Raw genomic sequence first — 23,608 nt, 5'->3', positions numbered from 1 at the left:
CGGGAATTCAGATAATAAGTGCGACACTCATGGATGAATGGCGAGAGGTGGCCAACTGCTGATTGGTGGTACCCTTCTGCTCGCCAAAGTAAAAGCAGTATCACCATGAGCTATCAGCAGTTGACCGAGGGGCAACGATACCAGTTATCGGTGCTTCGCGCACAGGGGATGTCCATCCTTGCCACCGCACGCGCCATTGGCGTTCATCGCTCCACCCTCTACCGGGAGCTGCGTCGTAACGCCGGGCCGCAGGGCTACCAGCCAGACAATGCGCATCAGCACGCCACCCACCGACGGGCCAGTGCGGCCAAATCTCGGCTATCTGCCGATGTCATCCAGTTTGTCGAGCTGACACTCGCCTGGTGGTGGAGCCCGGAGCAGATAAGCGCGGTGGGCAAGCAGATAGGCCTCATGGTGAGTCACGAGTGGATATACCGCCATGTGGCCGCCGACAAAGCCCGGGGTGGCCAGTTGTACCGCCATCTGCGCCAGGGCCACAAGCGCTACCGCAAGGGGGCGAGCAGCCTGCGTTCTCCCATCAAGGAAGCCCGCTCTATTGATGAACGGCCGGCTATCGTCGATAGCCGGGAGCGGCTCGGTGATTGGGAGGCGGACACGGTGCTGGGCAAGCAAGGCACAGGTGCACTGGTCACCCTGGTGGAGCGCAAGAGCCGGCTCTATCTGGTCAAGCGGGTCGCGAGCAAACAGGCTGGGGTGGTGCGGGATGCGATAATCGAGATGTTAACTCCCTACATCGAGCAGGTGCATACCATCACCTTTGACAACGGCGGCGAGTTTGCCGAACACAAGGCGATAGAGGAAGCGCTGGGTGCCGAGACTTACTTTGCGCACCCTTACTCTTCGTGGGAGCGCGGTCTGAACGAGAACAGCAATGGGCTGTTGAGGCAGTTTATCCCAAAGGGAACAGACCTGAGAGAGGTCACGGACGAGGATGTCAGGAGAGCGGAGCAGTGGCTCAACCTACGACCTCGGAAATGTCTCGGATTCAGGCAGCCTGTCAAGGTATTCGAAGAGTACCGTCAGGCGGCATAGGCGAGTGTCGCACTTCGAAGTTGAATTCGCGTGTTGGGCTAAAAATCGTAGGTTGGTGCTGAACGAAGTGAAGCCCAACGTTTACCGCGAATATATATGTAAATCTGTTGTACCGATCTACCACATCCTTGTTTATCCCGATCTGGTTGGTGCAATAATGCTTGCCTGTTGGGCTTTGCTACTCGCTGCAGCAACCTACAAAAACCACGCTACCGCCCCTGAGTGACAGTCCCCAGTCCGCTGCTTTTAACCTGCGAGATAGCAACAATCGCAGCCATGGTGCGCTCCCGAGAGAGGGATTGTCGTTTGGCTATCTTAAGGGCGAGGGGAGAGGGTTGAGAAGCATGTTTTTGTGGGAATCTGTGTTGGATCAATAAATTAGTCATTAGGGCGTACGCTGAGTGAGCAACTCATTTGGCAGGGAGTGCAAAGCCGCCCTCACCCCAGCCCTCTCCCGGAGGGAGAGGGGGCAAGACGCCGAGAGCTGCAAGCGGGTGCGAGCGAGATAAAAAGAAAGGGAGCCGGTCAGGCTCCCTTTTACGTGGTTATGCGAACTGGCAGATAAGGGTCACAACCAGCTGACCCCAAATCCAACTTTATCTATTGGTCGCGGCCTTCATCCCTTCCACAAACTCCTTCAGACGAGTGAGCATATGCTCCGGGTTCTGGTGGTGGGTCTCGATGATCTTCACCACGGCGGAGCCGGAGATGGCACCGGCGGCGCCAGCGGCGATGGCCTCACGCACCTGAGCCGGTTCGCTGATGCCAAAGCCGAGCAGGGCGGGCGGCGCATTGAACTCACGCAGGGTATTGATGAGCCCTTCCACCGGCATGCCGGCCTTGGTCTCGGCGCCGGTGACGCCAGCGCGGCTTACCAGATAGGTGTAACCATTGCCAAGCTCCGCCACCTGTTTCAGGGTCTCGGCATCGCCATTGGGCGGGGCGATAAAGATGCTGTCGATGCCGAACTTGTCGGCGGCCGCCTTGTAGGGGGCGCACATCTGCACCGGCACGTCGGCGACCAGCACCGAGTCCACGCCAGCCTGCTGGCACTTCTCGTAGAAGCCATCGATTTTGCGCACATAGACCAGGTTGGCGTAGACCAAGAGGCCAATGGGCAGTTGCGGGTACTTGGCGCGGATGCGGCCAAGCAGCTCGAAGCAGTCGTCCGGGGTGGTGTGGCTGGCAAAGGCGCGCAGGGCGGCGCCCTGAATGGTGGGGCCGTCTGCCACCGGATCGGAGAAGGGAATGCCGAGCTCGAGGGCATCGGCGCCCCCTTCGACCAGCGCATCGACGATGGCCAGCGAGAGTTCAGGAGTGGGGTCACCGAGCATCACGAACGGCACAAAGGCGCCCTGATTGGCGTCGTCCAGACGGGAGAAGAGTTGTGCGTAACGGTTCATGACAAGGTTCCTTCTTTCTCAAAAATGTCTGCCACGGTGAAGATATCTTTGTCGCCACGGCCGGAGAGGTTGACGATGAGCACCTGCTCTTTTTCCGGTTCACTGCGGGCCATCTTGAGGGCGTGGGCCAGCGCGTGGGAGGACTCCAGCGCGGGTATGATGCCTTCGGATTTGGCCAGCTCCTGGAAGGCGTCCAGCGCCTCCTTGTCGGTTACCGAGGGGTACTCGGCGCGGCCGATGGCGGCCAGGTGGGCGTGCTGCGGGCCGACGGAGGGGAAATCCAGTCCTGCCGAAACAGAGTAGGACTCCTGAATTTGGCCCTGATTGTCTTGCATCAGGTAGGAGTGCATGCCAAAGAAGACCCCCTTGCTGCCGTGACCGAGCGGCGCACCGTGCTCGCCGCTCTCGATGCCGTGACCACCCGGCTCGACGCCGATGAGGCGCACCGACGGCTCATCGATAAAGTCGGCAAACATGCCGATGGCGTTCGACCCGCCGCCGACGCAGGCGATCACCGCGTCGGGTAGTCGCTCCTCCTTCTCGAAGCACTGGGCCTTGGCCTCTTCGCCGATCATCTTCTGGAACTCCCGCACGATGGTGGGGAAGGGGTGTGGGCCGGCGGCGGTGCCGAGCAGGTAGTGGGCCGACTCGTAGTTGGCAGCCCAGTCGCGCAGCGCCTCGTTGCAGGCATCCTTGAGGGTGGACGAGCCGGAGTGCACCGGGATGACGGTGGCGCCCATCAGCTTCATGCGAAATACGTTGGGCTTCTGGCGCTCGCAATCCTTGGCGCCCATATAGACCCGGCACTTGAGGCCGAGCAGGGCGCAGGCCAGCGCAGTGGCCACTCCATGCTGACCGGCACCGGTTTCGGCGATGATCTCGTTCTTGCCCATCCGCTTGGCGAGCAGGGCTTGACCCAGCACCTGGTTGGTCTTGTGGGCGCCGCCGTGCAGCAGATCTTCACGCTTCAGATAGAGTCGGGTCTTGGTGCCCTTGGTCAGATTGCGAGTCAGGGTGAGCGGGGTCGGGCGACCGGCATACTCGGTCAGCAGGGACTGAAACTCGGCGATAAAGGCCGGATCATCCTTGGCATCGACAAAGGCTTTCTCCAGCTGGAGCAGGGCCGGGATAAGGATTTGGGGTACATACATACCGCCAAATTCACCGAAAAACGGGTTGAGCAGGGTCATGGCTTCTTCCTTGTATTAGCTAAATCGAAACATCAAAAAGGGTTGCGTTACAGGTTGCGCAGTGCACCGAAGGCGGCTGCAATCTTGTGCGCATCCTTCTGGCCCGGGGCACTCTCCACCCCGGAGTTGAAATCAAGTCCGAGGCAGCCCACTTGCGCCGCCTGCAGGGCGTTGTCGGGATTAAGGCCGCCCGCCAGCATCAGCTTGGCTTTATCGAGCGTGGCCAGCAGGGCCCAGTCGAACGCCTGACCTGTGCCGCCGCTCTGGCTGCCTACTTTGGTATCGAGAAGCAGGCGATCGGCCGGGTAGTCGAGGGCGGGCAGCGGCTCGCCGCTTGTGACTCCGATTGCTTTCCAGATCTGGCAGCCAGCGGGCAGCAGCGGCCGCAGTTCCTCGATATAGGCAGCATCCTCATCCCCATGCAGTTGCACCGCGGCGAGCCCCAGCGCATCCACCGTCTTGGCAATTGTGGCGGGCTGGGCGTTGCGAAATACCCCCACATAGGAGAGCGGTGCGCCCGCCATCACGGCGCGGGCGGCGGGGATGTCCACATAACGCGGGCTTTTCGCCACAAAGATAAGACCGCCAAACACCGCGCCCGCCTGATGGGCAGCGGCGGCATCCTCGGCGCGGGTGAGGCCGCACACCTTGTTTTGGCCCAGTACCAGCTTGCGCACTGCGGCTTCCAGATCCGGCTCGGCCATCAATGACGAGCCCACCAGAAAGCCCTTGGCGTAGTGGCGCAGATCCGCTACCTGGGCGCGATGGTTGATGCCGGACTCGCTGATCACCACCCGATCGCTCGGAATATCTTTGGCCAGTTGTTTGGTGCGGTTGAGATCGACGCTCAAGTCGCGCAGATCCCGGTTGTTGATGCCAATCACCGGCGCCCCCAGCGCGATGGCGCGGGTCAGCTCCTCCTCGTTGCTCACCTCGGTGAGCACGCCAAGGCCCAGCTCCTTGGCGACCGCAAACAGGGCGCGATAGCCTTCGTCGGTGAGCACCGAGAGCATCAAGAGGATGGCGTCTGCCTGATAGTGGCGGGCCAGATAGACCTGATAGGGGTCAATCATGAAATCCTTGCACAGCACCGGCTGCGATACGCGGCTGCGCACCCGCGGCAAAAAGGCGAAATCCCCCTGAAAGAACTTCTCGTCGGTCAGCACCGAGATGGCGGTGGCGTATTTGCCATAGATGTCGGCGATGGCCTCCGGGCTGAAATCGTCGCGGATCAAGCCCTTGGAGGGGGAGGCCTTCTTGCACTCCAGAATAAAGCGGGTGGAGTCAGCCTTGAGCGCGCCGACGAAATCCCGATCGCTTGGGGTCAGCGCGCGCTGGAAGCTCTCCAGCGGCTGGGCCAGCTTGCGGGCGGCGACCCACTCCTGCTTGGCCGCCACGATCTTGCCGAGAATGGTCTGGCTGATGGAGGCCATGTTCAGAAAAGCATGGGGGGCGATAAGGTCTGACATCTCGTTATCCTTGCGAAACTGGCTCTTGCCCTGCGGGCGTTCTGAATGACTGTTGTGCAATGTGGTGGCTGACATCATGCCTCCTGATGGCCCGCTTCCTGATGGCTCAAAGTGGCGAGCCGAGCAGCCAGATCCGCTGCCTTGCCGCTCGCCAGCACCGCTAGCACCTCGGCCGCCGCGCTCTTGAGATCTTTCGCCTTGCCCGCCATCAGCAGCAGTGGCGCCACATTGGCGGCAATGGCGGCGTTGTGGGCCGGGGTGCCACGCCCTTCCAGGATGGCGGCGGTGATGGCGCGGTTCTCTTCAGGCTCACCGCCCTGAATGGCGCTGACCGGATAGGTCTCGAGGCCAAAGTCGGCTGGGGTGAGCAGAAATTCGCGGATCTCGCCGTCACGGATCTGGGCTACCTGGGTCGGGCCGTGGATGGCAATTTCATCCAGCCCGGCGCCGTGAACCACCATACCGGTTTTCAGCCCCAGTGCCAGCAGGGTTTCTGCGATGGGGCGCACCAGCTCGGGGGCATAGACCCCCATCAGCTGATAGGTGGGGCGAGCGGGGTTGATAAGCGGCCCCAACACGTTGAACAGGGTGCGGGTCTTGAGGGCCTGACGCACCGGCATGGCATGGCGCACCCCGGCGTGATACTGGGGGGCGAACAGGAAGCAGATGCCGAGCTCGTCCAGGCAGCGGCGCGCCTGCGCCGGGCTCATGTCAAGCTTGATGCCCATCTTGTCGAGCAGATCGCTCGAGCCCGACTTGCTCGAGACCGAGCGGTTGCCGTGCTTGGCCACTTTCAGGCCGCAGGCGGCGGCGACCAGCGCCGAGGTGGTGGAGACGTTGATGGTGTTGAGGCCATCGCCACCGGTGCCGACGATGTCGCAAAACTCATAATCCGGACGCGGGAAGTCGCGCGCTTCTGCCAAGAGGGCCTCGGCGGCACCGGCGATCTCCTCCGGGGTCTCCCCCTTGATCTTGAGGGCGGTCAAGAGACTGGCGAGCACGATGGGGTCCACTTCGCCACGTACCACCTGACCGAAGGCGTCGCGGGTACTTTCACGGCTCAGAGATTGACCCTGATAGAGGGTGTTGAGATGTTGATGCATGTTGGTCTCCTTACCGCACACTGCTTTCTGGACGGGTGATATGGGCGAGCGCCTGAGTCAGCAGACGGGCCCCTTCCGAAGTCATGATGGATTCCGGGTGGAACTGGAAACCCAGCACCCGCTCATCCTGCTGCTCGATGGCCATGGGCATGCCCTGATAGTGGGCAATCACCGTCAGCTCTTCCGGTACATAGGTGGCGACCAGTGAGTGGTAGCGGGCCACCGGCAAGGGGCTTTGCAGCCCCGCGAAGGCGCCGTGGCCGTTGTGCTCAATCAGGGAGCGCTTGCCGTGGACAATTTCGCCTGCCGCACCGACGGTGCCACCGTAGGCTTCGCACAGGGCCTGATGGCCGAGGCAGATACCGAGGATGGGCACCTGACCGCGGGCCAGCTTGATAAGGTCGATGAGGCAACCCGCTTCGTGGGGGGCGCCCGGGCCCGGTGAGAGCACCAGTACGGCGTCCCCTTCACAGGCGGCGATCTCGCTCATGATGCGGCTGGCCGGCAGGCTGTTGCGGTAGATCCGCACCGGATAGCCGAGGGATCGGAACTGGTCGACGAGGTTGTAGGTAAATGAATCGAAGTTATCGAGCAGGAAGATATTAGTCATGGCTCACGTCCTTATGTTGCTCCTGCTGGGCACTCAGAGCTTGCAGGGAGGTGCCATGGCTGGCAGCGATGGCGGCCAGCACGGCGGCCGCCTTGGCGCGGGTTTCGTCCGCTTCGGCTTGCGGCTTGGAGTCATAGACCACCCCGGCACCGGCCTGCACATGGGCCACGCCCTCTTTGACAAAGGCGGAGCGGATGACGATGCAGGTATCCATCTCGCCGGCGCCGTTGATGTAGCCGACCGCGCCGCCGTAGCTGCCGCGGCGCTTGCCTTCCACCATGCGAATAAGCTCGCTGGCGCGGATCTTGGGGGCGCCGGTCAGGGTGCCCATGTTCATGCAGGCCTGATAGGCGTGCAGGGCGTCAAGGTCAGAGCGCAGGGTGCCGACTACCTTGGAGACCAGATGCATCACGTGGCTGTAGCGATCCACTTTCAGCAGCTCCTTGACGTAGCGGGTGCCGGGCTCCGAGATGCGGGCGATGTCGTTGCGGCCCAGATCTACCAGCATCAGATGTTCGGCCACCTCTTTCTCGTCCTGACGCAGCTCCAGCTCGATACGGCCGTCGAGATCCCGGTTGATGCTGCCATCGGGGTTGAAACCGCGGCGGCGGGTACCGGCGATGGGGTACATCTCCACATCGCGGCTGGCGGCACAGAATTTCACCGCGCTCTCCGGCGAGGCACCAAACAGGGTGAAGCCCTCATCCTGCACGTAGAACATGTAGGGGCTGGGGTTGGTCTGCTTGAGGCGGCGATAGGCGGCCAGGGGGTTCGGGCAGGGCAGGGAGAAGCAGCGGGACGGCACCACCTGAAAGATGTCGCCACGGCGGATAAAGCCCTTGAGCTTCTCTACCTCGGCGCAGAACTGTTTGTCGCTCTTGTCCACGCTCATGCAACCGGTCAGGGGCTGGGTGGTCAGCTCGGCGCTTAGAGGTTGCTGGCAAATCTGTTTGAAGTCGGTGAGCCGTTCGGTCAGGCGGGTGTATCTGTCTTCAACCTGGCTTTCGTCGCTGTCGCCGCCAAAGATGCAGGCCAGCAGTTGAGTGGTGCGCTCGATATGGTCGATGGTGATCAGGGTTTCGGCCACATAGAAGCAGTAGTCGGGGCAGTCATTGCTCCCCTGTGGCACTTCGGGCAGATCTTCAAAAGAGGCGATGAGGTCGTAGGCAAAGCTGCCCGCCATAAAGAGCGCCTCTTTACCCAACTGGCAATCGAGCTCCCGCTGCAGGGTGCGCAGCACGTCCAGCACGCTGCTCCCCTTGAGGCGGGAATCTTCGTCCAGCTCCCGATCGGAGGCCGGGAAGTCGAGCTGCAGCTCACCATCTACCAGCGAGCGGGTCACCACCGCAGGCAGCCGCTCGGCCAGCAGGCTTTGCAACTGGGCGCCGTTGTCGTTCAGGCTGCGCACCCGCACGGTGCGGCCACGGCACTCGATGCGCAGGCAGGCATCGACCAGCAGCAGGCTCTGTTTACCCGCCTTGGAGTCGATCTCCACCGATTCCAGCAGCAGGTTGTTGGGGCGGCCCTGACAGAGGCGGGTATAGAGCGCCAGCGGATCGGCCACATAGGGGGCGTTGAGTTTGAGGGTATCGAATTCACCCAGAGGAAGGCGATGTGTGGCTGTCATAGTGCGTTCCCTTGCGTGTGATGCGTGTTACCGATGTTCATGACGTTGAATTCCTTAGAAATTTAATTGGTCCGGGGTGGCTGGTTCAGGGGCGCCATCGCCAGGTCAGCTTGCTTGTCTGAATTCTCGGTTTCATCACAGGTCCATTTGCCGGATAATAAAAAAGCCCGCTGGGGTCAGCGGGCTTTTTCTTTGGGTTCTTAATTTGCTGTCAGATTACAGGTACAGCAACGACCACACGCCCGCATGTCAGGGAGTGTGCCACCACCAGATGGTCAGGATGGAAGTCGTTTGCATGATAAAGTCCTGTAAAAAGATGTTTGCAATGAAGTGCCTACAGAAAACGATAAAGCCGCGGCCAAGTCAAGTCGCTTTTTAGCCTTCTTTCACCGATTTGCCATGAATGGTGACCTGACCACGAGAGCGGAATAACCTGATGAGATTCGATCTTCACTGCCATACCACTGCCTCCGACGGGGTGCTGAGCCCAGCCGAACTGGTGCGCCGCGCCGCCGAGAAACAGGTCGAGGTGTTGGCAGTTACTGACCACGACACCCTTGCCGGGCTTGATGAAGTGCGCCGCACCATCGACGCCGAGCAACTGCCGCTGCGACTGGTGAGCGGGGTCGAGATCTCCACCGGCTGGGAGCATCACGAGATCCATATCGTGGCGCTGGGGGTGGATGAAAAAAATCCGCAGCTGACCGACTTTCTGGCCGGTCAGCTGGCACGTCGTGAGGCGCGTGCGCTGGAAATCGGACGTCGTCTGGAGAAGTGCCTCATCCCCGGCACCTATGAAGAGGCCAAACAGTTGGCCGGTGACGCCGCCGTGACCCGCGCCCACTTTGCCCGGGTGCTGGTGGCGCGCGGGGTAGCCGACAACATGCAGAAGGTATTCAAAAAGTACCTGAGCCGTGGCAATAAAGGGTATGCCCCGGCCGAGTGGCCCGAGATGAGCGAAGCCATCGCGGCCATTCACGCCGCCGGTGGGCTGGCGGTGCTGGCCCACCCCAGCCGTTACGATCTCACCGCCAAGTGGATCAAGCGGCTGCTGGTGGCCTTCAAGGCGGCCGGTGGCGATGCCATGGAGGTCTCATTGCCTCAGCAGAGTCCGCAGGAGCGGGCCAATCTGGGCCAGTGGGCCAAGGATCACGACCTCTATATCTCGGTGGGATCGGATTTTCACTTCCCCTCCAACTGGACCGAGCTGGGCCGCCACCTCTGGCTGCCAAAGGAAGGCATGCCCGTCTGGCTGGCCTATCCCGGTCACTTTGGGCTCACCACCGAGCAACATGCCGAGTTGCTGGCGAGTCGCTAACGGCGCCAGCGAAGCAGCCACAAACAGGTTAAGGTAGTGTCATGGGTCTTTGACCCGTGACCATACGAGCGGGCAGGTATTGCTGCCCCCATTGCGAGAACAAGCTATGAGTCAGCATTTTTACGTACATCCGGAAAACCCCCAGGCCCGTCTGATCGGTCAGGCGGTACAGATCATCCAGAACGGCGGCGTCATCGTCTATCCGACCGACTCCGGTTATGCGCTGGGTTGCCAGATGGGTGACAAGGGCGCGCTGGAGCGCATCTGCCGCATCCGTCGCCTCGACGCCAACCACGACTTCACCCTGGTGTGCCGCGATCTCTCCGAGATCTCCACCTACGCCAAGGTCGACAACAGCGCGTTTCGCCTGATCAAGAACAACACCCCGGGCGCCTACACCTTCATCTTCAAGGCGACCAAAGAGGTGCCGCGCCGCCTGATGAACGAGAAGAAAAAGAGCATTGGCATCCGGGTGCCGGACAACAAAATTGCCCAGGCACTGCTGGAAGCCCTCGGCGAGCCGTTGCTCTCCACCACATTGATCCTGCCGGAGTCCGAGATGGCCGAGTTTGACCCGGAAGAGATCTTCGACAAGCTGGGCAAGCAGATCGATCTGGTGGTCAACGGCGGTTATCTGGGCGAGCAGCCCACCACAGTGGTCGATTTCTCTGACGACGAGCCGGTATTGCGTCGTCGCGGTGCCGGAGACCCGACCCCGTTTGAGTGATGTCGCTGAACCGGTGACAGTCCCCGCTGCCGAGACGGGGACTAGCGCCGCACTACCCATCGCGAAAGTCCTGGGGCAGCCCTATCACGAGCTGCCCCAGGACCTGTTCATCCCGCCCGATGCGCTGGAGGTGTTCCTCGATACCTTCGAGGGGCCGCTCGATCTGCTGCTCTACCTCATCCGGCGCCAGCAGCTCGATATCCTCAACCTGCCGATCCTTCAGATCACCGCCCAGTACATGGAGTACGTGGAGCTGATGCAGGGGCTCAACCTTGAGCTGGCGGCCGAATACCTGCTGATGGCGGCCTGGCTGGCGGAGATCAAATCCCGCCTGCTGCTGCCCAAGGCGCCGGAGCTGGAGGATGAAGAGGAGGGAGAAGACCCGCGGGTGACCCTGATCCGCCGCCTGCAGGAGTACGAGCGCTACAAGGTAGGAGCAGAGAGGGTCAATGAGCTGCCACGAGTGGAGCGGGAGATTTATATCGCCGCCGCCTTGCCCCCCGATTTTGGCGCCCTCAAGCCACTGGCGCCCGATGTTTCGCTGGTTGAGCTCGCCCTTTACATGCAAAGTGTGGTAAAACGCGCGACTCATTTCGAACATCACCAGATCCGCCGCGAACAGATCCCGACCCGGGTGCGCATGGCGGAGATCCTCGCCATGCTCACGCTGGGGCAGACCCTGCGCCTTGAGCAGGTGCTGCGCGCCGAAGAGGGGCGCATGGGGGTACTGGTGACGTTTTTGGCCCTGCTGGAGCTGTGCAAGGAGCAACTGATCTGGATCCTGCAGGCAGAACCCCTTGGCCCAATCCATTTTGCATTGGCCGAGCAGAGTGAGGAGGGCAACCGTGGCGCTGCCCACTGAACGACTCAAGACCCTGATCGAAGCGGCGCTGTTTGTGGCCGGTCGTCCGCTCAATGTCAGCGAGCTGAAAAGCAGCGTGCTGGCCGATTATCCGGTGACCAGCCGTTATGTTCAGCTGCTGTTGGCCGAGATCAGGCAAGATTACTGCTCGCGAGGCGTCGAGCTCAAGGAGGTCGCCTCCGGCTGGCGCTTTCAGGCGCGTCAGGAGTATGCCGAGGAGCTCTCAAGGCTCTGGAGCGAGCGGGCGCCGCGCTATTCGCGCGCCGTGATGGAGACGCTGACCCTGATCGCCTATCGCCAACCCATCACCCGGGCCGAGATCGAAGCGATCCGCGGGGTGGCGGTGTCGAGCCAGATAGTGAATACCCTGAAAGAGCGTGGCTGGGTGCGCAGCATAGGCCACAAAGAGGTGGCGGGTCGCCCCGAGCTGCTCGCCACCACCAGAGAGTTTCTGGATTACTTTAATCTGCAGAGTCTGGAGCAGCTCCCCGAGCTGGATCCGGAGCTGCAACCCCTGTTGCCCTCTGCGGTGGACGGGGAGAGCGATGCCCGGTGAATGGTGCCCAAGTGTGCCGATGTCACCGAGATATACATTTTTCAACTGTGGCGAGTGCTCCAACCGGCGTTTGTTACAGTTAACCCCGTTGCCCCTTTTACCGGTGGGCAGCGATCAACAATCAGGTAACCCCGATGAGTGAAAAACTGCAAAAAGTGTTGGCCCGCGCGGGTCACGGCTCCCGTCGTGAGATGGAGGCCCTGATCACCGCAGGTCGGGTCAGTGTGGATGGCAAGGTCGCCACACTGGGGGATCGCGTCGAAGTGAACGCCGTGATCCGGGTGGATGGTCACCAGGTCAAGACCCGTGCCGCAGAGGAAGTGATCTGCCGCGTACTGGCTTATCACAAGCCGGAAGGGGAGATGTGTACCCGTCACGATCCGGAAGGTCGTCCCACCGTGTTTGATCGTCTGCCCAAGATGGAAGGTGCCCGCTGGATCGCGGTCGGCCGCCTCGACGTCAACACCTCAGGTCTGCTGCTGTTCACCACCGACGGTGAGCTGGCCAACCGCCTGATGCACCCGAGCCACGAAGTGGAGCGGGAATACGCGGTACGTGTCTTTGGCGAGATCACCGAAGCCATGCTGCAGCGTCTGCGCAAGGGCGTGCAGCTGGAAGATGGCACCGCCAAGTTCAACAAGATCAAACCGGCTGGCGGTGAGGGGCTGAACCAGTGGTTCAACGTCACCCTGACCGAAGGCCGCAACCGTGAAGTACGCCGCCTGTGGGAATCCCAGGAAGTGCAGGTGAGCCGCCTGATGCGGATCCGCTACGGCGACGTCAAGCTGGACCGCGGCATCCCGCGCGGCGGCTGGCAAGAGCTGAAACTGCCAGAAGTGAACTACCTGCGCGGTCTGGTCAACCTGCCGCCGGAGACCGAATCCAAGGTCGATCTGCAGCAGGATGGCAAAACCAGCCGTCACAAGCAGGCCGCCCAGATCCGTCGCGCCGTGCAGCGTCACAAAGAGATGCAGGGCAAAGAGCCCCGCGCTCGCGCCACCACCGCCCGTCGCAAGCCGCAAGCCTCTACCCGCAATTCCGGTACCGGCAGCAAGTAAGCCGACAACCCGTTGCGAACTGCGCGCCGTCAAGTAGCGCACAGTCGGCCAAGCAAAGGCCCGCACCAACTGGTGCGGGCCTTTTTGTATCAACCCCCCAGGATGGCAAAAGGGTGGCTGGTGAAAAATTGAGGGGCATTTCTGTCGTCTGCTTGCCCGTAGACTCGCCGCTGCGGTTGCTCTGCTCCGGTGAGCTTGTTAGCCTGTGCGGCTCTGATAGAGGAGTGAACGATGAGCAAGGTACTTGATGAGCTGCTGGCGTTGCTGGCGCTTGAAAAAATCGAGGAGGGCCTGTTTCGGGGCCAGAGCCAGGATCTCGGTCTGCGGGCCGTGTTTGGCGGACAGGTAATGGGGCAGGCCTTGTCAGCTGCCAAGCAGACGGTCGAGACCGGTCGTCAGGTTCACAGTTTTCACTCCTACTTCCTGCGTCCGGGGGATGTGACCCGTCCCATCGTCTATGACGTGGAGAATATCCGTGACGGCCAGACCGTCTCCACCCGTCGGGTCAAGGCTATTCAGGGCGGCAAGCCCATCTTCTATCTCAACGCCTCGTTTCAGGTGCCGGCCGACGGTTTCGAGCATCAGGCGCAGATGCCCACCGGTATCACCCCGCCGGAAGAGCTCAAGAGCGAGCTGGAGCTGGTGCGCCCCTACGAGAACCTGATCCCGGCCTCCCTGCGCGACAAGATCCTCTGCGAGCAGCCCATCGAGATGCGCCCGGTGACCCTGGTCGACCCTATTCGGCCGACGGTGCAGGATCCGGTGCGCCACGTCTGGTTCAAGGCCAATGGCCAGATGCCAGACGATCTGCGGGTGCACAAATACCTGCTGGCCTACGCCTCCGACTTCAACTTCCTGCTCACCTCGTTGCAGCCGCACGGGGTGTCGTACTGGGAGCCGGATATGCAGGTGGCGACCATCGATCACTCCATGTGGTTCCACCGGGATTTCCGCTTCGACGACTGGCTGCTCTACGTGGTAGATAGCCCGAGCGCCAGCAGCGGTCGCGGTCTGGTGCGCGGCCAGTTCTTTACCCGCGATGGTGTGCTGGTGGCGAGCACCATGCAGGAGGGGGTGATCCGCCGTCGCGGCAGTTAAGGCGCAAAGCGGGGTGGCTTGGGCCACCCCGTTTTCGTTGCTGCGATGTGCGCGGGCGCTGCAGGATCAGCCGCCGCGCTGGTACTTGAAGCGCTTCTTGCGCCGATAGGGATAGACATCCTCGAACACTCCCACCTTGATGTTGCTCTGCAGCATCTTCCAGTAGTTGGCGTCGAACATCTCCTTGTGCAACTGCAACATGATCTCGCGCACCTGTGGCTTTTGCAGCAGGAAGGTGGCGAACTCCTCGGGGAAGATGTCGTTGGGGGCTACCGAATACCAGGGCTCGGCGCTCCACTCATCCTCGGGGTAGCGGGGCGGCGGGATCTGGCGGAAGTTGCACTCCGTCATGTAGCAGATCTCGTCGTAGTCGTAGAAGACCACCCGGCCGTGGCGGGTGACGCCAAAGTTCTTGAACAGCATGTCCCCCGGGAAGATGTTGGCCGCCGCCAGCTGCTTGATGGCGTTGCCGTACTCCTCCAGCGCGAGCCGGGTCTGCTGCTCGTCCGCCTTGTCCAGATAGAGGTTGAGCGGGATCATCTTGCGCTCGGTGTAGAGGTGCTTGATCACCAGCTTGTCGTCCGTGATGGTGAGGGCCGACGGCGCCACCGTCTTGAGTTCGGCCAGCAGTTCGGGCGAGATGCGATCGAGGGGAAACTCGAAGTTGGTGAACTCCTGGGTATCGGCCATGCGGCCAACCCGGTCGTGCTGTTTAACCAGCCGGTATTTTGCCTTTACCTGCTCGTGGCTCACATCCTTCGGGGGAGTGAACTCGTCTTTTATCACCTTGAACACCACATCGTAGGAGGGGAGGGTGAACACGCTCATCACCATCCCCTTGATGCCGGGTGCGATGATGAACTGATCCCGACTCTGGGCCAGATGGTGGCGGTAGTGGCGATAGAGCTCGGTCTTGCCATGCTTCTGGCAGCCGATGGCGTTGTAGATCTCGTAATCGGGCTTGTGGGGCATGATCTGGCGCAGGAAGGCGACAAACAGCGCCGGTTCGCGGGCATAGACCATAAAGTAGGCGCGGGCGAAACCAAACACGATGGAGGCGAGATCCGGCTCGAAGATGACGGTGTCCACATAGATGCTGTGGCCTGTGCTGAGCAGGGGCAGGATAAAGGGGAAGACCTGATCCCGGGCCCGGATCAGCCCCACCAGATAGGCCCCCTTGTTGCGGTAGAACACCTCTTTGAGCAGCTCGATGGCAAACGGCTCATCATGGAGTATTTGTGGGCCGTTCTCCGCAAGATGGCGGTGGATGTCGACAATATCCCGCTGCTTGTCCTCGTAGGGGAGGGTGAAGCTGTAATCCCCCAAAAGCTGGCTCAAGGTCTGCGGCAGGTGGGCGAGATCGGTGCGATAGATCCGCAGCAGGGCGCTCAGGTCCGGTTTTTCGCCACGGCTGACAAAGGGGTGGATATAGAGGTTCTCGTCACGGATATTGCGATGGCGAAAGATCCGGCGATAGACGGAGTTGAAGAAGGACTCCGCCACCTCGAAGTTGTCACAACGGGGTAGCAGATCGCTGAAGGCGCTTTTGACCCGCTTGAGCAGCTCCTGAGTGGCGTGGTGCTCCCCCATCATCTGGCGGATGGAGCTGGCGGTAGCCCCCACATGGTGGTCATAGAGGCGAATACGCTCGCGTCCGGCGAGCTGTACCCCCAGCCAGTCACTGTTCTCGAAGCGGCTCTTGCTGCCCTGGGTTATCTCGAGAAACCGGCTGTAAAACGACTCGAAGCGTTGCAAGATAGTCTCGGCGACGGCCTGTTCCAATGGCTGCTGCATCTCTCTCTTCCTTGTGATCTGTCGGGCCGATAGCGCGAAGGATTGGGTGTAATTTGTTCACACGTCAGGCCACTATCGCAACATTCAAACGTCTGTTCAAGTGGCAATTTTCGGGGATAAACGGTAGATTGCGCCCCTGTTTTGGTGATGGTTTAGCGACTGTTTGCTGTCTGTTTGAGAGGCCGTCCGGCCTGTGAGGAAACCCGATGAAGCTCTATTTTGTCCTGGTGGCACCTGCCCGACCTGCGAACGTGGGGGCAGCTGCCCGCGCCATGAAAACCATGGGATTCGATGCCATGCGACTGGTGGCGAGCCGGGTACACGAAGAGGAGGAGGCGAGCTGGGTAGCTCACGGCGCCCAGGATATCCTGACTCAGGCCGAGGCGTTCGATACCCTGCCCGAGGCACTGGCGGACATGGATCTGGTGATCGCCACCACCGCCCGTGAACGCGGTCGCTACCAGCACTACCTCACCCCAGGGGAGATCCGCGAGCAGATCCGCAGCAAGCCTTCCCTCGGCAAGGTCGCCATCGTTTTTGGCTGCGAGGAGTCGGGGCTCTCCAACGAGCAGCTGGCCGAGGTCGATCTCATCAGCTATCTGCCCCTCAAGGTGAGCTACCCCTCCCTTAATCTGGGGCAGGCGATCATGCTCTACGCCTACGAGATGAGTCAGCTGATGGATGAGCTGAACGCCGATGGTGCCGCTGCGGTAGCAGAAAATTTTGATAACGCCGGGCAGGTTCGGGTGCTGAAAAGCAAAACAGCAGAATTGCTGGGTGAACTCGGAGTTTCGCAGGATGAAAAACTGCATCAATGGGTGATGGACCGGGTGCCCATGCTGCCGCAGCGGGATTTGAACATGCTCCACCTGCTCTGCAAAGACCTTGCGCGCCGCTTTGGGCGTGAGTAGCGAAGAGGTTTAAGTTGACAGCCCATCGCCCGCCGCGGTATTGCTAAAAGCCAGCTTCGTCAACGAGTGTTCGTCATGCAGTTATTCACCAACGTCATCACCACCACCATTATTACCGGTACCACCACAGGTGGCACTGGGGCCGGTTGATGCGCTGACGAACAAGCACAGAAATCAAAAAAGGCCCGTACCCACCCAGTACGGGCCTTTTTGTTGGATTGGTTTTTAGATTGAATTTCATAGATTTACAGGGAGAGAAAGCGATGAGAGTGTTGAAATTTGGCGGGTCTTCACTGGCCGATGCAGAGCGTTTTTTACGGGTGGCCGATATCGCGGTCAACACCCACGGCCAATCTCAGGTAGCCCTGGTGCTCTCTGCACCTGCCAAGGTGACCAATCATCTGGTGGCGCTGGTGGAACAGACCAGTCGCGGCATGGATGCCAGTTCCACCCTGTTTGAAGTCAACGGTATCTTCTCCCGACTGCTGGCCGGGTTGAAGGCGGCCTATCCGGCGCTCGATGACAAGGCGCTGCTGGCCCGTCTCACCGCCGAGCTGGATCAGGTGGAGCGCCTGATGCAGGGCATCCGTCTGCTGGGCCTCTGCCCGGACAACGTGCAGGCGCGCATTCTGAGCCGTGGCGAGAACCTCTCCATCGCCTTTATGCACGAACTGCTGCGGGTGCGCGGTCTGGATCTGGAGCTGATCGTACCGGAAGAGCTGCTGGTCACCGACGGCGGTTATCTGGAAGCGCACGTCGATATCGAAGCCTCCCGCCTGCGCTTTGCCGCCAAGGGTCTGCGTAGCGACTGTCTTTACCTGATGCCGGGCTTTACCGGTGGCAGCGACAAGGGCGAGACCGTGCTGCTGGGCCGCAACGGCTCCGACTACTCCGCCGCCGTCCTAGCCGCCTGTGTCGATGCCGAGTGCTGCGAGATCTGGACTGACGTCGAGGGTTGCTACAGCTGCGACCCCCGTCTGGTGCCGGATGCTTACCTGCTGAAAACCCTCTCCTACAAGGAGGCGATGGAGCTCTCCTACTTCGGCGCCAAGGTGCTGCACCCGAAAACCATCGCGCCGGTGGCCCAGTTCCATATTCCCTGCCTCATCAAGAACAGCTTCAACCCGCAAGGGCCGGGCACCCTGATCGGCCCCGAGAGCGGCGACGATGACCTGAAAGTGAAGGCCATCTCGGATCTTTCCGGCATGTGCATGTTCAACGTCTCCGGCCCCGGCATGAAGGGAATGGTCGGCATGGCCGGTCGCATCTTCTCAGCCGTCTCCCGCGCCGGGGTCAGTATCGTGCTGATCACCCAGTCCTCTTCCGAGTACAGCGTCAGCTTCTGTATCCACAGCTACGACAGTGAGAAGACCCGCAAGGTGCTGGAGCGCGAGTTCGAGCTGGAGTTCAAAAACCAGCTGCTGGAGCCGCTGGATATCATCAGCGATCTGGCGATCATCTCCCTGATCGGTGACGGCATGCGCACCAGCAAAGGGATGGCAGCCCGCTTCTTCACCTCGCTGGCGCAAGCCTCCATCAATATCGTCGCCATTGCGCAGGGGTCGAGCGAGCGTTCCATCTCTGCGGTGGTGCGGGATCGCAAGGTGGCGGAAGCCATCAAGGCGTGCCACCAGAACTTCTTTGGCAGCCAGCAGTTTATCGATCTCTTTGTGGTCGGGGTCGGCGGCGTCGGTGCCGCGCTGGTGGATCAGATTGCCCGCCAGCAACCGGTGCTGGCTGAGCAGGGCACTGGCCTTCGCGTGGTCGGCATCGCTAACAGCCGCCAGATGGCGGTCAACAAGGATGGCCTGAACCTCGCCAACTGGCGCGAACAGCTGGTGGAAGCTCGCGACAGCTTCTCGCTGGATGGGGTGAAAAAGCTGGTGGAAGATAGCCACATCATCAACCCGGTGATCGTCGACTGCACCTCCTCCGAGGCGGTGGCCGTCCAGTACGCCGACTTCCTCGCTGCCGGTTTCCATGTGGTGACTCCCAACAAGAAGGCCAACACCGGCTCGCTCGATTACTACAAGGCGCTGCGCCGCACCGCCCGCCAGACTCGCCGCAAGTTCCTGTACGAGACCAACGTCGGCGCCGGTCTGCCGGTTATCGAGAACCTGCAGAACCTCATCAAGGCCGGTGACAAGCTGCGCGCCTTCGACGGCATTCTCTCCGGCTCCCTCTCCTTTATCTTCGGCAAGCTGGACGAGGGGATGGCCTTCTCCGAGGCGACCCAAATCGCTCGCAGCAACGGCTTTACCGAGCCGGATCCCCGCGACGATCTCAACGGTATGGATGTGGCGCGCAAGCTGCTCATTCTGGCTCGCGAAGCCGGCATGGCGCTGGAGCTCTCCGATGTCGAGGTGGAGCAGGCGCTGCCGCCCGGATTTGATGTGAGCGGCGACGTGGAAGCCTTTATGGCCCGTCTGCCCGAAGCTGACGGCTGGTTCCGCGACCAGTTCGCCGCGGCCCAGCGTGAAGGCAAGGTGTTGCGCTATGTGGGTTCCATCGAGGGTGGCAAGTGCAAGGTCGCCATCAAGGCGGTCGGTGGTGACGAGCCGCTGTTCAAGGTCAAAGACGGGGAGAACGCGCTCGCCTTCTTCTCCACCTACTACCAGCCGATCCCGCTGGTGCTGCGCGGCTATGGCGCCGGTACCGAAGTGACTGCCGCTGGCGTCTTTGCCGACGTGCTGCGCACCCAGAACTGGAAGCAGGAGCTTTAAGCATGAGTTCAGAGATGTACCAGAGCGGTAGTGTGGTCGCCTACGCGCCCGCCTCCAGCGCCAACCTGAGTGTGGGATTCGATGTACTGGGGGCGGCGCTCGCCCCCGTGGATGGCTCTCTGCTCGGCGATCGGGTGCAGGTAAAAGCGGCTGATGTACCGTTCGCCCTCTCATCCGTGGGCCGTTACGCCCACAAGCTGCCGGACGATCCGAAAAAGAATATCCTCCATGACTGCTGGGTGGCCTATGGCGAGGCGTTGGAGAAGCGCGGCCTTAAGCTCAAGCAACTCGAAATGGTGCTGGAGAAGAACCTGCCGGTCGGCTCGGGTCTGGGTTCCAGCGCCTGCAGCGTGGTGGCGGCCCTTGAGGGGCTCAACGCCTTCCACGGCGAGCCGCTCAATGAGCACGACATGCTGCTGCTGATGGGGGAGATGGAAGGCAAGATCTCCGGCTCCGTTCATTACGACAACGTCGCCCCCTGTTATCTGGGCGGCATGCAGCTGGTGCTGGAAGAGCATGGCGTTATCAGCCAGGGCATTCCGGTGTTCGATCAGTGGTACTGGGTGGTCTGCTACCCGGGCACAGTGGTCTCCACAGCCGCGGCCCGCGCCATTCTGCCGGCCCAATATCGCCGTCAGGATTGCCTCACCTATGGCCGCCGCCTGGCTGCCTTTGTCCACGCCAGCTACACCGGGCAGGAGGGGCTGGCCGCGAGCGTCTTGAAAGACGTGATTGCCGAGCCCTACCGCGCGGCGCTGATCGAAGGCTTTGCCGAGGTGCGGGCGCAGGCGGCCCAGAACGGGGCGCTCGCTACCGGCATCTCCGGCTCCGGCCCCACCGTGTTTGTGGTGATGAAGGATCTGGCGCAGGCCGAGCGCATGAAGGATTGGATGGAAGCACATTTCGTGCAGAACGAAGATGGATTTGCCCGGGTCTGCAAACTGGACATGGCCGGGGCACGGGTAACAGGAAGCGAGCTATGAATCTTTACAACATCAAGGACAACAGCGAACAAGTGAGCTTCGCGCAGGCGGTGCGTCAGGGCTTGGGTCGCGAACAGGGGCTCTTCTTCCCCGAACAACTCGAGCCGCTCGCCGATGTGGATGCCCTGCTGGATCTGCCGCTGGCCGAACGCTCCGCCCGCATCCTGAGCCACCTGCTGGGGGACGAAGTGCCCGCCGCCAAGGTAAGCGAGCTTGTCAACGCCGCCTTCACCTTCCCGGCGCCGCTGGTGAAGCTCAAAGATGGCACCTATGCCCTTGAGCTGTTCCACGGCCCGACCCTGGCGTTCAAGGATTTCGGCGGCCGCTTTATGGCCCAGTGCCTCGCGGCCTTCCGTACCAACGACAAGATTACTATCCTCACCGCCACCTCCGGCGATACCGGCGCCGCCGTGGCCCACGCCTTCTACGGGCTGGAGGGGATTGAAGTGGTGATCCTCTATCCCAAGGGCAAGATCAGCCCCTTGCAGGAGAAGCTCTTCTGCACCCTCGGCGGCAATATTCGCACCATCGCCATCGATGGTGACTTCGATGCCTGTCAGGCGCTGGTGAAACAGGCCTTTGACGACGAAGCGCTGAAAAAGGCCATTGGCCTCAACTCCGCCAACTCCATCAATATCAGCCGTCTGCTGGCGCAGGTTTGCTACTACTTCGAAGCGGTGGCCCAGCTGCCGAAAGCCGATCGCGCCAAGGCGGTGATCAGCGTGCCGTCCGGCAACTTTGGTAACCTCACCGCAGGTCTTATCGCCAAGGCGCTGGGGCTACCGGTGAATCGCTTTATCGCCGCCACCAACGCCAACGATACCGTGCCACGTTACCTGAAAACCGGTCAGTGGGAGCCGCACCAGACAGTGGCCACCCTGTCGAACGCCATGGATGTCAGTCGCCCCAACAACTGGCCGCGGGTAGAAGAGCTGTGCCGTCGCAAAGGCTGGGCGCTGGAGACTCTGGGGTCAGGTATGCGTGACGATGCCCAGACTCGCGCTGCGCTGAAAAGCCTGCACCAGCTGGATTACCTCTGCGAGCCCCACGGCGCCATTGCCTGGGATCTGCTGGGTGAACAGTTGGCTGAGGACGAAGTGGGGGTGTTCCTCTGCACCGCCCACCCCGCCAAGTTCAAGGAGTCGGTGGACGAGATCCTGCATCTCGATGTACCGCTACCCGGCCCGCTGGCCAAACACGCCGAACTGCCGCTGCTCTCCGTGAATTTGCCTGCGGAGTTTGCCCGGTTAAGGGCGTTTTTAGTGGGTTAAGCCGCTGAGCTGAGATAACCGATAGAAATAAAAATCCCCCGGTAACGGGGGATTTTTGTGGGTGAAAGTCGGAATCTAAAGGCAACTGGCAATATCACGAAATATTTGTATCGCGAGCGTCCGATTACGCTTCGCTAATCGAGCCTACGTGCTGCTCCTCTTGAAGCATTTGTTAGGCCATAGCAAGACTTGAAACTCTTGTATATTCAGCTTTCACCAGCTCAAAGCCATACTTATTTTCAAGCCGTTTAATAATAAAATGACCACGAGCCATATCTTGGTAATAGTCGGTGAACATTGCGTTTAATGTAGCTCCTGCAACAGCACCTATAATCGGTACTGCTTGTGCTGCCGCCTTTTCTGTGATGACCACACCGAACCTTGCAGCAATTTTTTCTATTAAAGAAGCTAGCCACTTCCCTGTTTGTGCTGGTGTTAATTTTTTAAATGCATTTGCTGATGCTTGTCTTGCAGCGATCTCTGCAAGTTCTTTGGACAGTATCTGCATAGCCTCAGCGGTAAAGCTTCTTGTTGCATAGTATGCAGTTTCGACAGCATCATCTCCCTCAGATGGCCCACCTAAGGCAAACACCTCTAGACAAGCCTGCTTCGTCTCTACTTTTTCTAAATCAAAACCTTCACTTCTCGCTATGTCAGCAACTGAACGAAGCATGATTGTCGTTGAAATTGGTAGTTCAATAGCTAGTGCAGTAAAGCCGAAAGCTCCACCTACAGCCCCAGAAACAGCAGCAAAAAGCTTATTTGTTTCGCGAATTCAACTTCGAAGTGCGACACTCGCCTATGCCGCCTGACGGTACTCTTCGAATACCTTGACAGGCTGCCTGAATCCGAGACATTTCCGAGGTCGTAGGTTGAGCCACTGCTCCGCTCTCCTGACATCCTCGTCCGTGACCTCTCTCAGGTCTGTTCCCTTTGGGATAAACTGCCTCAACAGCCCATTGCTGTTCTCGTTCAGACCGCGCTCCCACGAAGAGTAAGGGTGCGCAAAGTAAGTCTCGGCACCCAGCGCTTCCTCTATCGCCTTGTGTTCGGCAAACTCGCCGCCGTTGTCAAAGGTGATGGTATGCACCTGCTCGATGTAGGGAGTTAACATCTCGATTATCGCATCCCGCACCACCCCAGCCTGTTTGCTCGCGACCCGCTTGACCAGATAGAGCCGGCTCTTGCGCTCCACCAGGGTGACCAGTGCACCTGTGCCTTGCTTGCCCAGCACCGTGTCCGCCTCCCAATCACCGAGCCGCTCCCGGCTATCGACGATAGCCGGCCGTTCATCAATAGAGCGGGCTTCCTTGATGGGAGAACGCAGGCTGCTCGCCCCCTTGCGGTAGCGCTTGTGGCCCTGGCGCAGATGGCGGTACAACTGGCCACCCCGGGCTTTGTCGGCGGCCACATGGCGGTATATCCACTCGTGACTCACCATGAGGCCTATCTGCTTGCCCACCGCGCTTATCTGCTCCGGGCTCCACCACCAGGCGAGTGTCAGCTCGACAAACTGGATGACATCGGCAGATAGCCGAGATTTGGCCGCACTGGCCCGTCGGTGGGTGGCGTGCTGATGCGCATTGTCTGGCTGGTAGCCCTGCGGCCCGGCGTTACGACGCAGCTCCCGGTAGAGGGTGGAGCGATGAACGCCAATGGCGCGTGCGGTGGCAAGGATGGACATCCCCTGTGCGCGAAGCACCGATAACTGGTATCGTTGCCCCTCGGTCAACTGCTGATAGCTCATGGTGATACTGCTTTTACTTTGGCGAGCAGAAGGGTACCACCAATCAGCAGTTGGCCACCTCTCGCCATTCATCCATGAGTGTCGCACTTATTATCTGAATTCCCG

The 23,608-nt window shown here is 60.7% G+C and carries 20 protein-coding genes; 11 read left to right on the top strand and 9 right to left on the bottom strand.

Annotated elements, in window-relative coordinates:
- Window positions 1-105: 105 nt before the first annotated feature.
- A complete protein-coding gene (locus tag AB5Y67_RS08595) occupies window positions 106-1,053 on the top strand; it encodes an IS30-like element ISAs2 family transposase (protein ID WP_019706001.1) in 948 nt (315 codons plus the stop codon).
- Window positions 1,054-1,649: 596 nt separating this feature from the next.
- On the opposite strand, the gene trpA is transcribed toward AB5Y67_RS08595, so the two are convergent.
- Genes trpA through AB5Y67_RS08565 form a run of 6 tightly spaced genes read right to left on the bottom strand, consistent with a single transcriptional unit; the run spans window position 1,650 to window position 8,455 of the window.
- A complete protein-coding gene (gene trpA / locus AB5Y67_RS08590; RefSeq protein ID WP_156852225.1) occupies window positions 1,650-2,456 on the bottom strand; it encodes a tryptophan synthase subunit alpha in 807 nt (268 codons plus the stop codon).
- Window positions 2,453-3,646, bottom strand: coding sequence for a tryptophan synthase subunit beta (gene trpB / locus AB5Y67_RS08585; protein WP_005338139.1), 1,194 nt, complete (start codon window positions 3,644-3,646; stop codon window positions 2,453-2,455). The genes trpA and trpB overlap by 4 nt, the downstream gene beginning before the upstream one ends.
- A 47-nt stretch (window positions 3,647-3,693) precedes the next feature.
- On the bottom strand, window positions 3,694-5,190 hold the full coding sequence (trpCF, locus tag AB5Y67_RS08580) for a bifunctional indole-3-glycerol-phosphate synthase TrpC/phosphoribosylanthranilate isomerase TrpF (protein ID WP_199416641.1): 1,497 nt from the start codon (window positions 5,188-5,190) through the stop codon (window positions 3,694-3,696).
- Entirely contained in the window at window positions 5,190-6,218 is a 1,029-nt protein-coding gene (gene trpD, locus AB5Y67_RS08575) for an anthranilate phosphoribosyltransferase (protein ID WP_042054975.1), read from the bottom strand. The genes trpCF and trpD overlap by 1 nt, the downstream gene beginning before the upstream one ends.
- A 10-nt stretch (window positions 6,219-6,228) precedes the next feature.
- Complete coding sequence (locus AB5Y67_RS08570) at window positions 6,229-6,828, bottom strand: aminodeoxychorismate/anthranilate synthase component II (RefSeq protein ID WP_016351382.1); 600 nt, start codon at window positions 6,826-6,828, stop codon at window positions 6,229-6,231.
- On the bottom strand, window positions 6,821-8,455 hold the full coding sequence (locus AB5Y67_RS08565) for an anthranilate synthase component 1 (RefSeq protein ID WP_368207675.1): 1,635 nt from the start codon (window positions 8,453-8,455) through the stop codon (window positions 6,821-6,823). The genes AB5Y67_RS08570 and AB5Y67_RS08565 overlap by 8 nt, the downstream gene beginning before the upstream one ends.
- 436 nt (window positions 8,456-8,891) lie before the next feature.
- Here AB5Y67_RS08565 and AB5Y67_RS08560 point away from each other — a divergent pair, with 436 nt between their 5' ends.
- The 6 genes from AB5Y67_RS08560 to tesB all read left to right on the top strand — a co-directional run bounded on the left by AB5Y67_RS08560 (window position 8,892) and on the right by tesB (window position 14,074).
- Window positions 8,892-9,773: a PHP domain-containing protein gene (locus AB5Y67_RS08560; protein ID WP_139495656.1), complete on the top strand. Its 882-nt coding sequence runs from the start codon at window positions 8,892-8,894 to the stop codon at window positions 9,771-9,773.
- Between the two features lie 106 nt (window positions 9,774-9,879).
- On the top strand, window positions 9,880-10,500 hold the full coding sequence (locus tag AB5Y67_RS08555; RefSeq protein WP_021231208.1) for an L-threonylcarbamoyladenylate synthase: 621 nt from the start codon (window positions 9,880-9,882) through the stop codon (window positions 10,498-10,500).
- On the top strand, window positions 10,493-11,362 hold the full coding sequence (locus AB5Y67_RS08550) for a ScpA family protein (protein ID WP_368207674.1): 870 nt from the start codon (window positions 10,493-10,495) through the stop codon (window positions 11,360-11,362). Before AB5Y67_RS08555 ends, AB5Y67_RS08550 begins: the two co-directional genes overlap by 8 nt.
- Window positions 11,346-11,918, top strand: a complete 573-nt coding sequence (gene scpB, locus AB5Y67_RS08545) for an SMC-Scp complex subunit ScpB (protein ID WP_199416633.1) — start codon at window positions 11,346-11,348, stop codon at window positions 11,916-11,918. The genes AB5Y67_RS08550 and scpB overlap by 17 nt, the downstream gene beginning before the upstream one ends.
- Window positions 11,919-12,052: 134 nt before the next feature.
- The gene (gene rluB / locus AB5Y67_RS08540; RefSeq protein ID WP_005347347.1) at window positions 12,053-12,976 is read left to right on the top strand and encodes a 23S rRNA pseudouridine(2605) synthase RluB; all 924 of its coding nucleotides are present in this window, start codon (window positions 12,053-12,055) and stop codon (window positions 12,974-12,976) included.
- A 231-nt stretch (window positions 12,977-13,207) separates the two neighbouring features.
- Window positions 13,208-14,074, top strand: coding sequence for an acyl-CoA thioesterase II (gene tesB, locus AB5Y67_RS08535; protein WP_005338122.1), 867 nt, complete (start codon window positions 13,208-13,210; stop codon window positions 14,072-14,074).
- A 66-nt stretch (window positions 14,075-14,140) separates the two neighbouring features.
- On the opposite strand, the gene aceK is transcribed toward tesB, so the two are convergent.
- Window positions 14,141-15,868, bottom strand: a complete 1,728-nt coding sequence (gene aceK / locus AB5Y67_RS08530; protein WP_258720911.1) for a bifunctional isocitrate dehydrogenase kinase/phosphatase — start codon at window positions 15,866-15,868, stop codon at window positions 14,141-14,143.
- 206 nt (window positions 15,869-16,074) lie between these two features.
- On the opposite strand from aceK, the gene AB5Y67_RS08525 reads away from it, so the two are divergent.
- The 4 genes from AB5Y67_RS08525 to thrC all read left to right on the top strand — a co-directional run bounded on the left by AB5Y67_RS08525 (window position 16,075) and on the right by thrC (window position 21,756).
- Window positions 16,075-16,779 carry a tRNA/rRNA methyltransferase gene (locus AB5Y67_RS08525; RefSeq protein ID WP_368207673.1) on the top strand — a complete coding sequence of 235 codons (705 nt, stop codon included), beginning with the start codon at window positions 16,075-16,077 and terminating at the stop codon, window positions 16,777-16,779.
- A 263-nt stretch (window positions 16,780-17,042) separates the two neighbouring features.
- Entirely contained in the window at window positions 17,043-19,502 is a 2,460-nt protein-coding gene (gene thrA / locus AB5Y67_RS08520) for a bifunctional aspartate kinase/homoserine dehydrogenase I (RefSeq protein WP_368207672.1), read from the top strand.
- Window positions 19,503-19,504: 2 nt separating this feature from the next.
- On the top strand, window positions 19,505-20,485 hold the full coding sequence (gene thrB / locus AB5Y67_RS08515; protein WP_236368356.1) for a homoserine kinase: 981 nt from the start codon (window positions 19,505-19,507) through the stop codon (window positions 20,483-20,485).
- Window positions 20,482-21,756 carry a threonine synthase gene (thrC, locus tag AB5Y67_RS08510; protein ID WP_368207671.1) on the top strand — a complete coding sequence of 425 codons (1,275 nt, stop codon included), beginning with the start codon at window positions 20,482-20,484 and terminating at the stop codon, window positions 21,754-21,756. Before thrB ends, thrC begins: the two co-directional genes overlap by 4 nt.
- Window positions 21,757-21,928: 172 nt before the next feature.
- On the opposite strand, the gene AB5Y67_RS08505 is transcribed toward thrC, so the two are convergent.
- Window positions 21,929-22,531 carry an EcsC family protein gene (locus AB5Y67_RS08505; protein WP_368207676.1) on the bottom strand — a complete coding sequence of 201 codons (603 nt, stop codon included), beginning with the start codon at window positions 22,529-22,531 and terminating at the stop codon, window positions 21,929-21,931.
- 24 nt (window positions 22,532-22,555) lie between these two features.
- Window positions 22,556-23,503, bottom strand: coding sequence for an IS30-like element ISAs2 family transposase (locus AB5Y67_RS08500; RefSeq protein WP_019706001.1), 948 nt, complete (start codon window positions 23,501-23,503; stop codon window positions 22,556-22,558).
- Window positions 23,504-23,608 lie beyond the last annotated feature (105 nt).

This window comes from Aeromonas sp. s12, from assembly GCF_040907925.1.
In the GTDB taxonomy this organism is placed as follows: domain Bacteria; phylum Pseudomonadota; class Gammaproteobacteria; order Enterobacterales; family Aeromonadaceae; genus Aeromonas; species Aeromonas veronii.
This window is presented reverse-complemented; position numbering and strand designations above follow the sequence as displayed.

Coding starts and splice junctions, on each gene's coding strand:
- thrB (WP_236368356.1), top strand. CDS start 19,505: ATGAGTTCAGAGATGTACCAGAGCGGTAGTGTGGTCGCCTACGCGCCC.
- AB5Y67_RS08560 (WP_139495656.1), top strand. CDS start 8,892: ATGAGATTCGATCTTCACTGCCATACCACTGCCTCCGACGGGGTGCTG.
- AB5Y67_RS08555 (WP_021231208.1), top strand. CDS start 9,880: ATGAGTCAGCATTTTTACGTACATCCGGAAAACCCCCAGGCCCGTCTG.
- trpA (WP_156852225.1), bottom strand. CDS start 2,456: ATGAACCGTTACGCACAACTCTTCTCCCGTCTGGACGACGCCAATCAG.
- trpB (WP_005338139.1), bottom strand. CDS start 3,646: ATGACCCTGCTCAACCCGTTTTTCGGTGAATTTGGCGGTATGTATGTA.
- AB5Y67_RS08500 (WP_019706001.1), bottom strand. CDS start 23,503: ATGAGCTATCAGCAGTTGACCGAGGGGCAACGATACCAGTTATCGGTG.
- trpD (WP_042054975.1), bottom strand. CDS start 6,218: ATGCATCAACATCTCAACACCCTCTATCAGGGTCAATCTCTGAGCCGT.
- aceK (WP_258720911.1), bottom strand. CDS start 15,868: ATGCAGCAGCCATTGGAACAGGCCGTCGCCGAGACTATCTTGCAACGC.
- thrC (WP_368207671.1), top strand. CDS start 20,482: ATGAATCTTTACAACATCAAGGACAACAGCGAACAAGTGAGCTTCGCG.
- tesB (WP_005338122.1), top strand. CDS start 13,208: ATGAGCAAGGTACTTGATGAGCTGCTGGCGTTGCTGGCGCTTGAAAAA.
- rluB (WP_005347347.1), top strand. CDS start 12,053: ATGAGTGAAAAACTGCAAAAAGTGTTGGCCCGCGCGGGTCACGGCTCC.
- AB5Y67_RS08565 (WP_368207675.1), bottom strand. CDS start 8,455: ATGACAGCCACACATCGCCTTCCTCTGGGTGAATTCGATACCCTCAAA.
- trpCF (WP_199416641.1), bottom strand. CDS start 5,190: ATGTCAGCCACCACATTGCACAACAGTCATTCAGAACGCCCGCAGGGC.
- AB5Y67_RS08595 (WP_019706001.1), top strand. CDS start 106: ATGAGCTATCAGCAGTTGACCGAGGGGCAACGATACCAGTTATCGGTG.
- AB5Y67_RS08570 (WP_016351382.1), bottom strand. CDS start 6,828: ATGACTAATATCTTCCTGCTCGATAACTTCGATTCATTTACCTACAAC.
- AB5Y67_RS08525 (WP_368207673.1), top strand. CDS start 16,075: ATGAAGCTCTATTTTGTCCTGGTGGCACCTGCCCGACCTGCGAACGTG.
- thrA (WP_368207672.1), top strand. CDS start 17,043: ATGAGAGTGTTGAAATTTGGCGGGTCTTCACTGGCCGATGCAGAGCGT.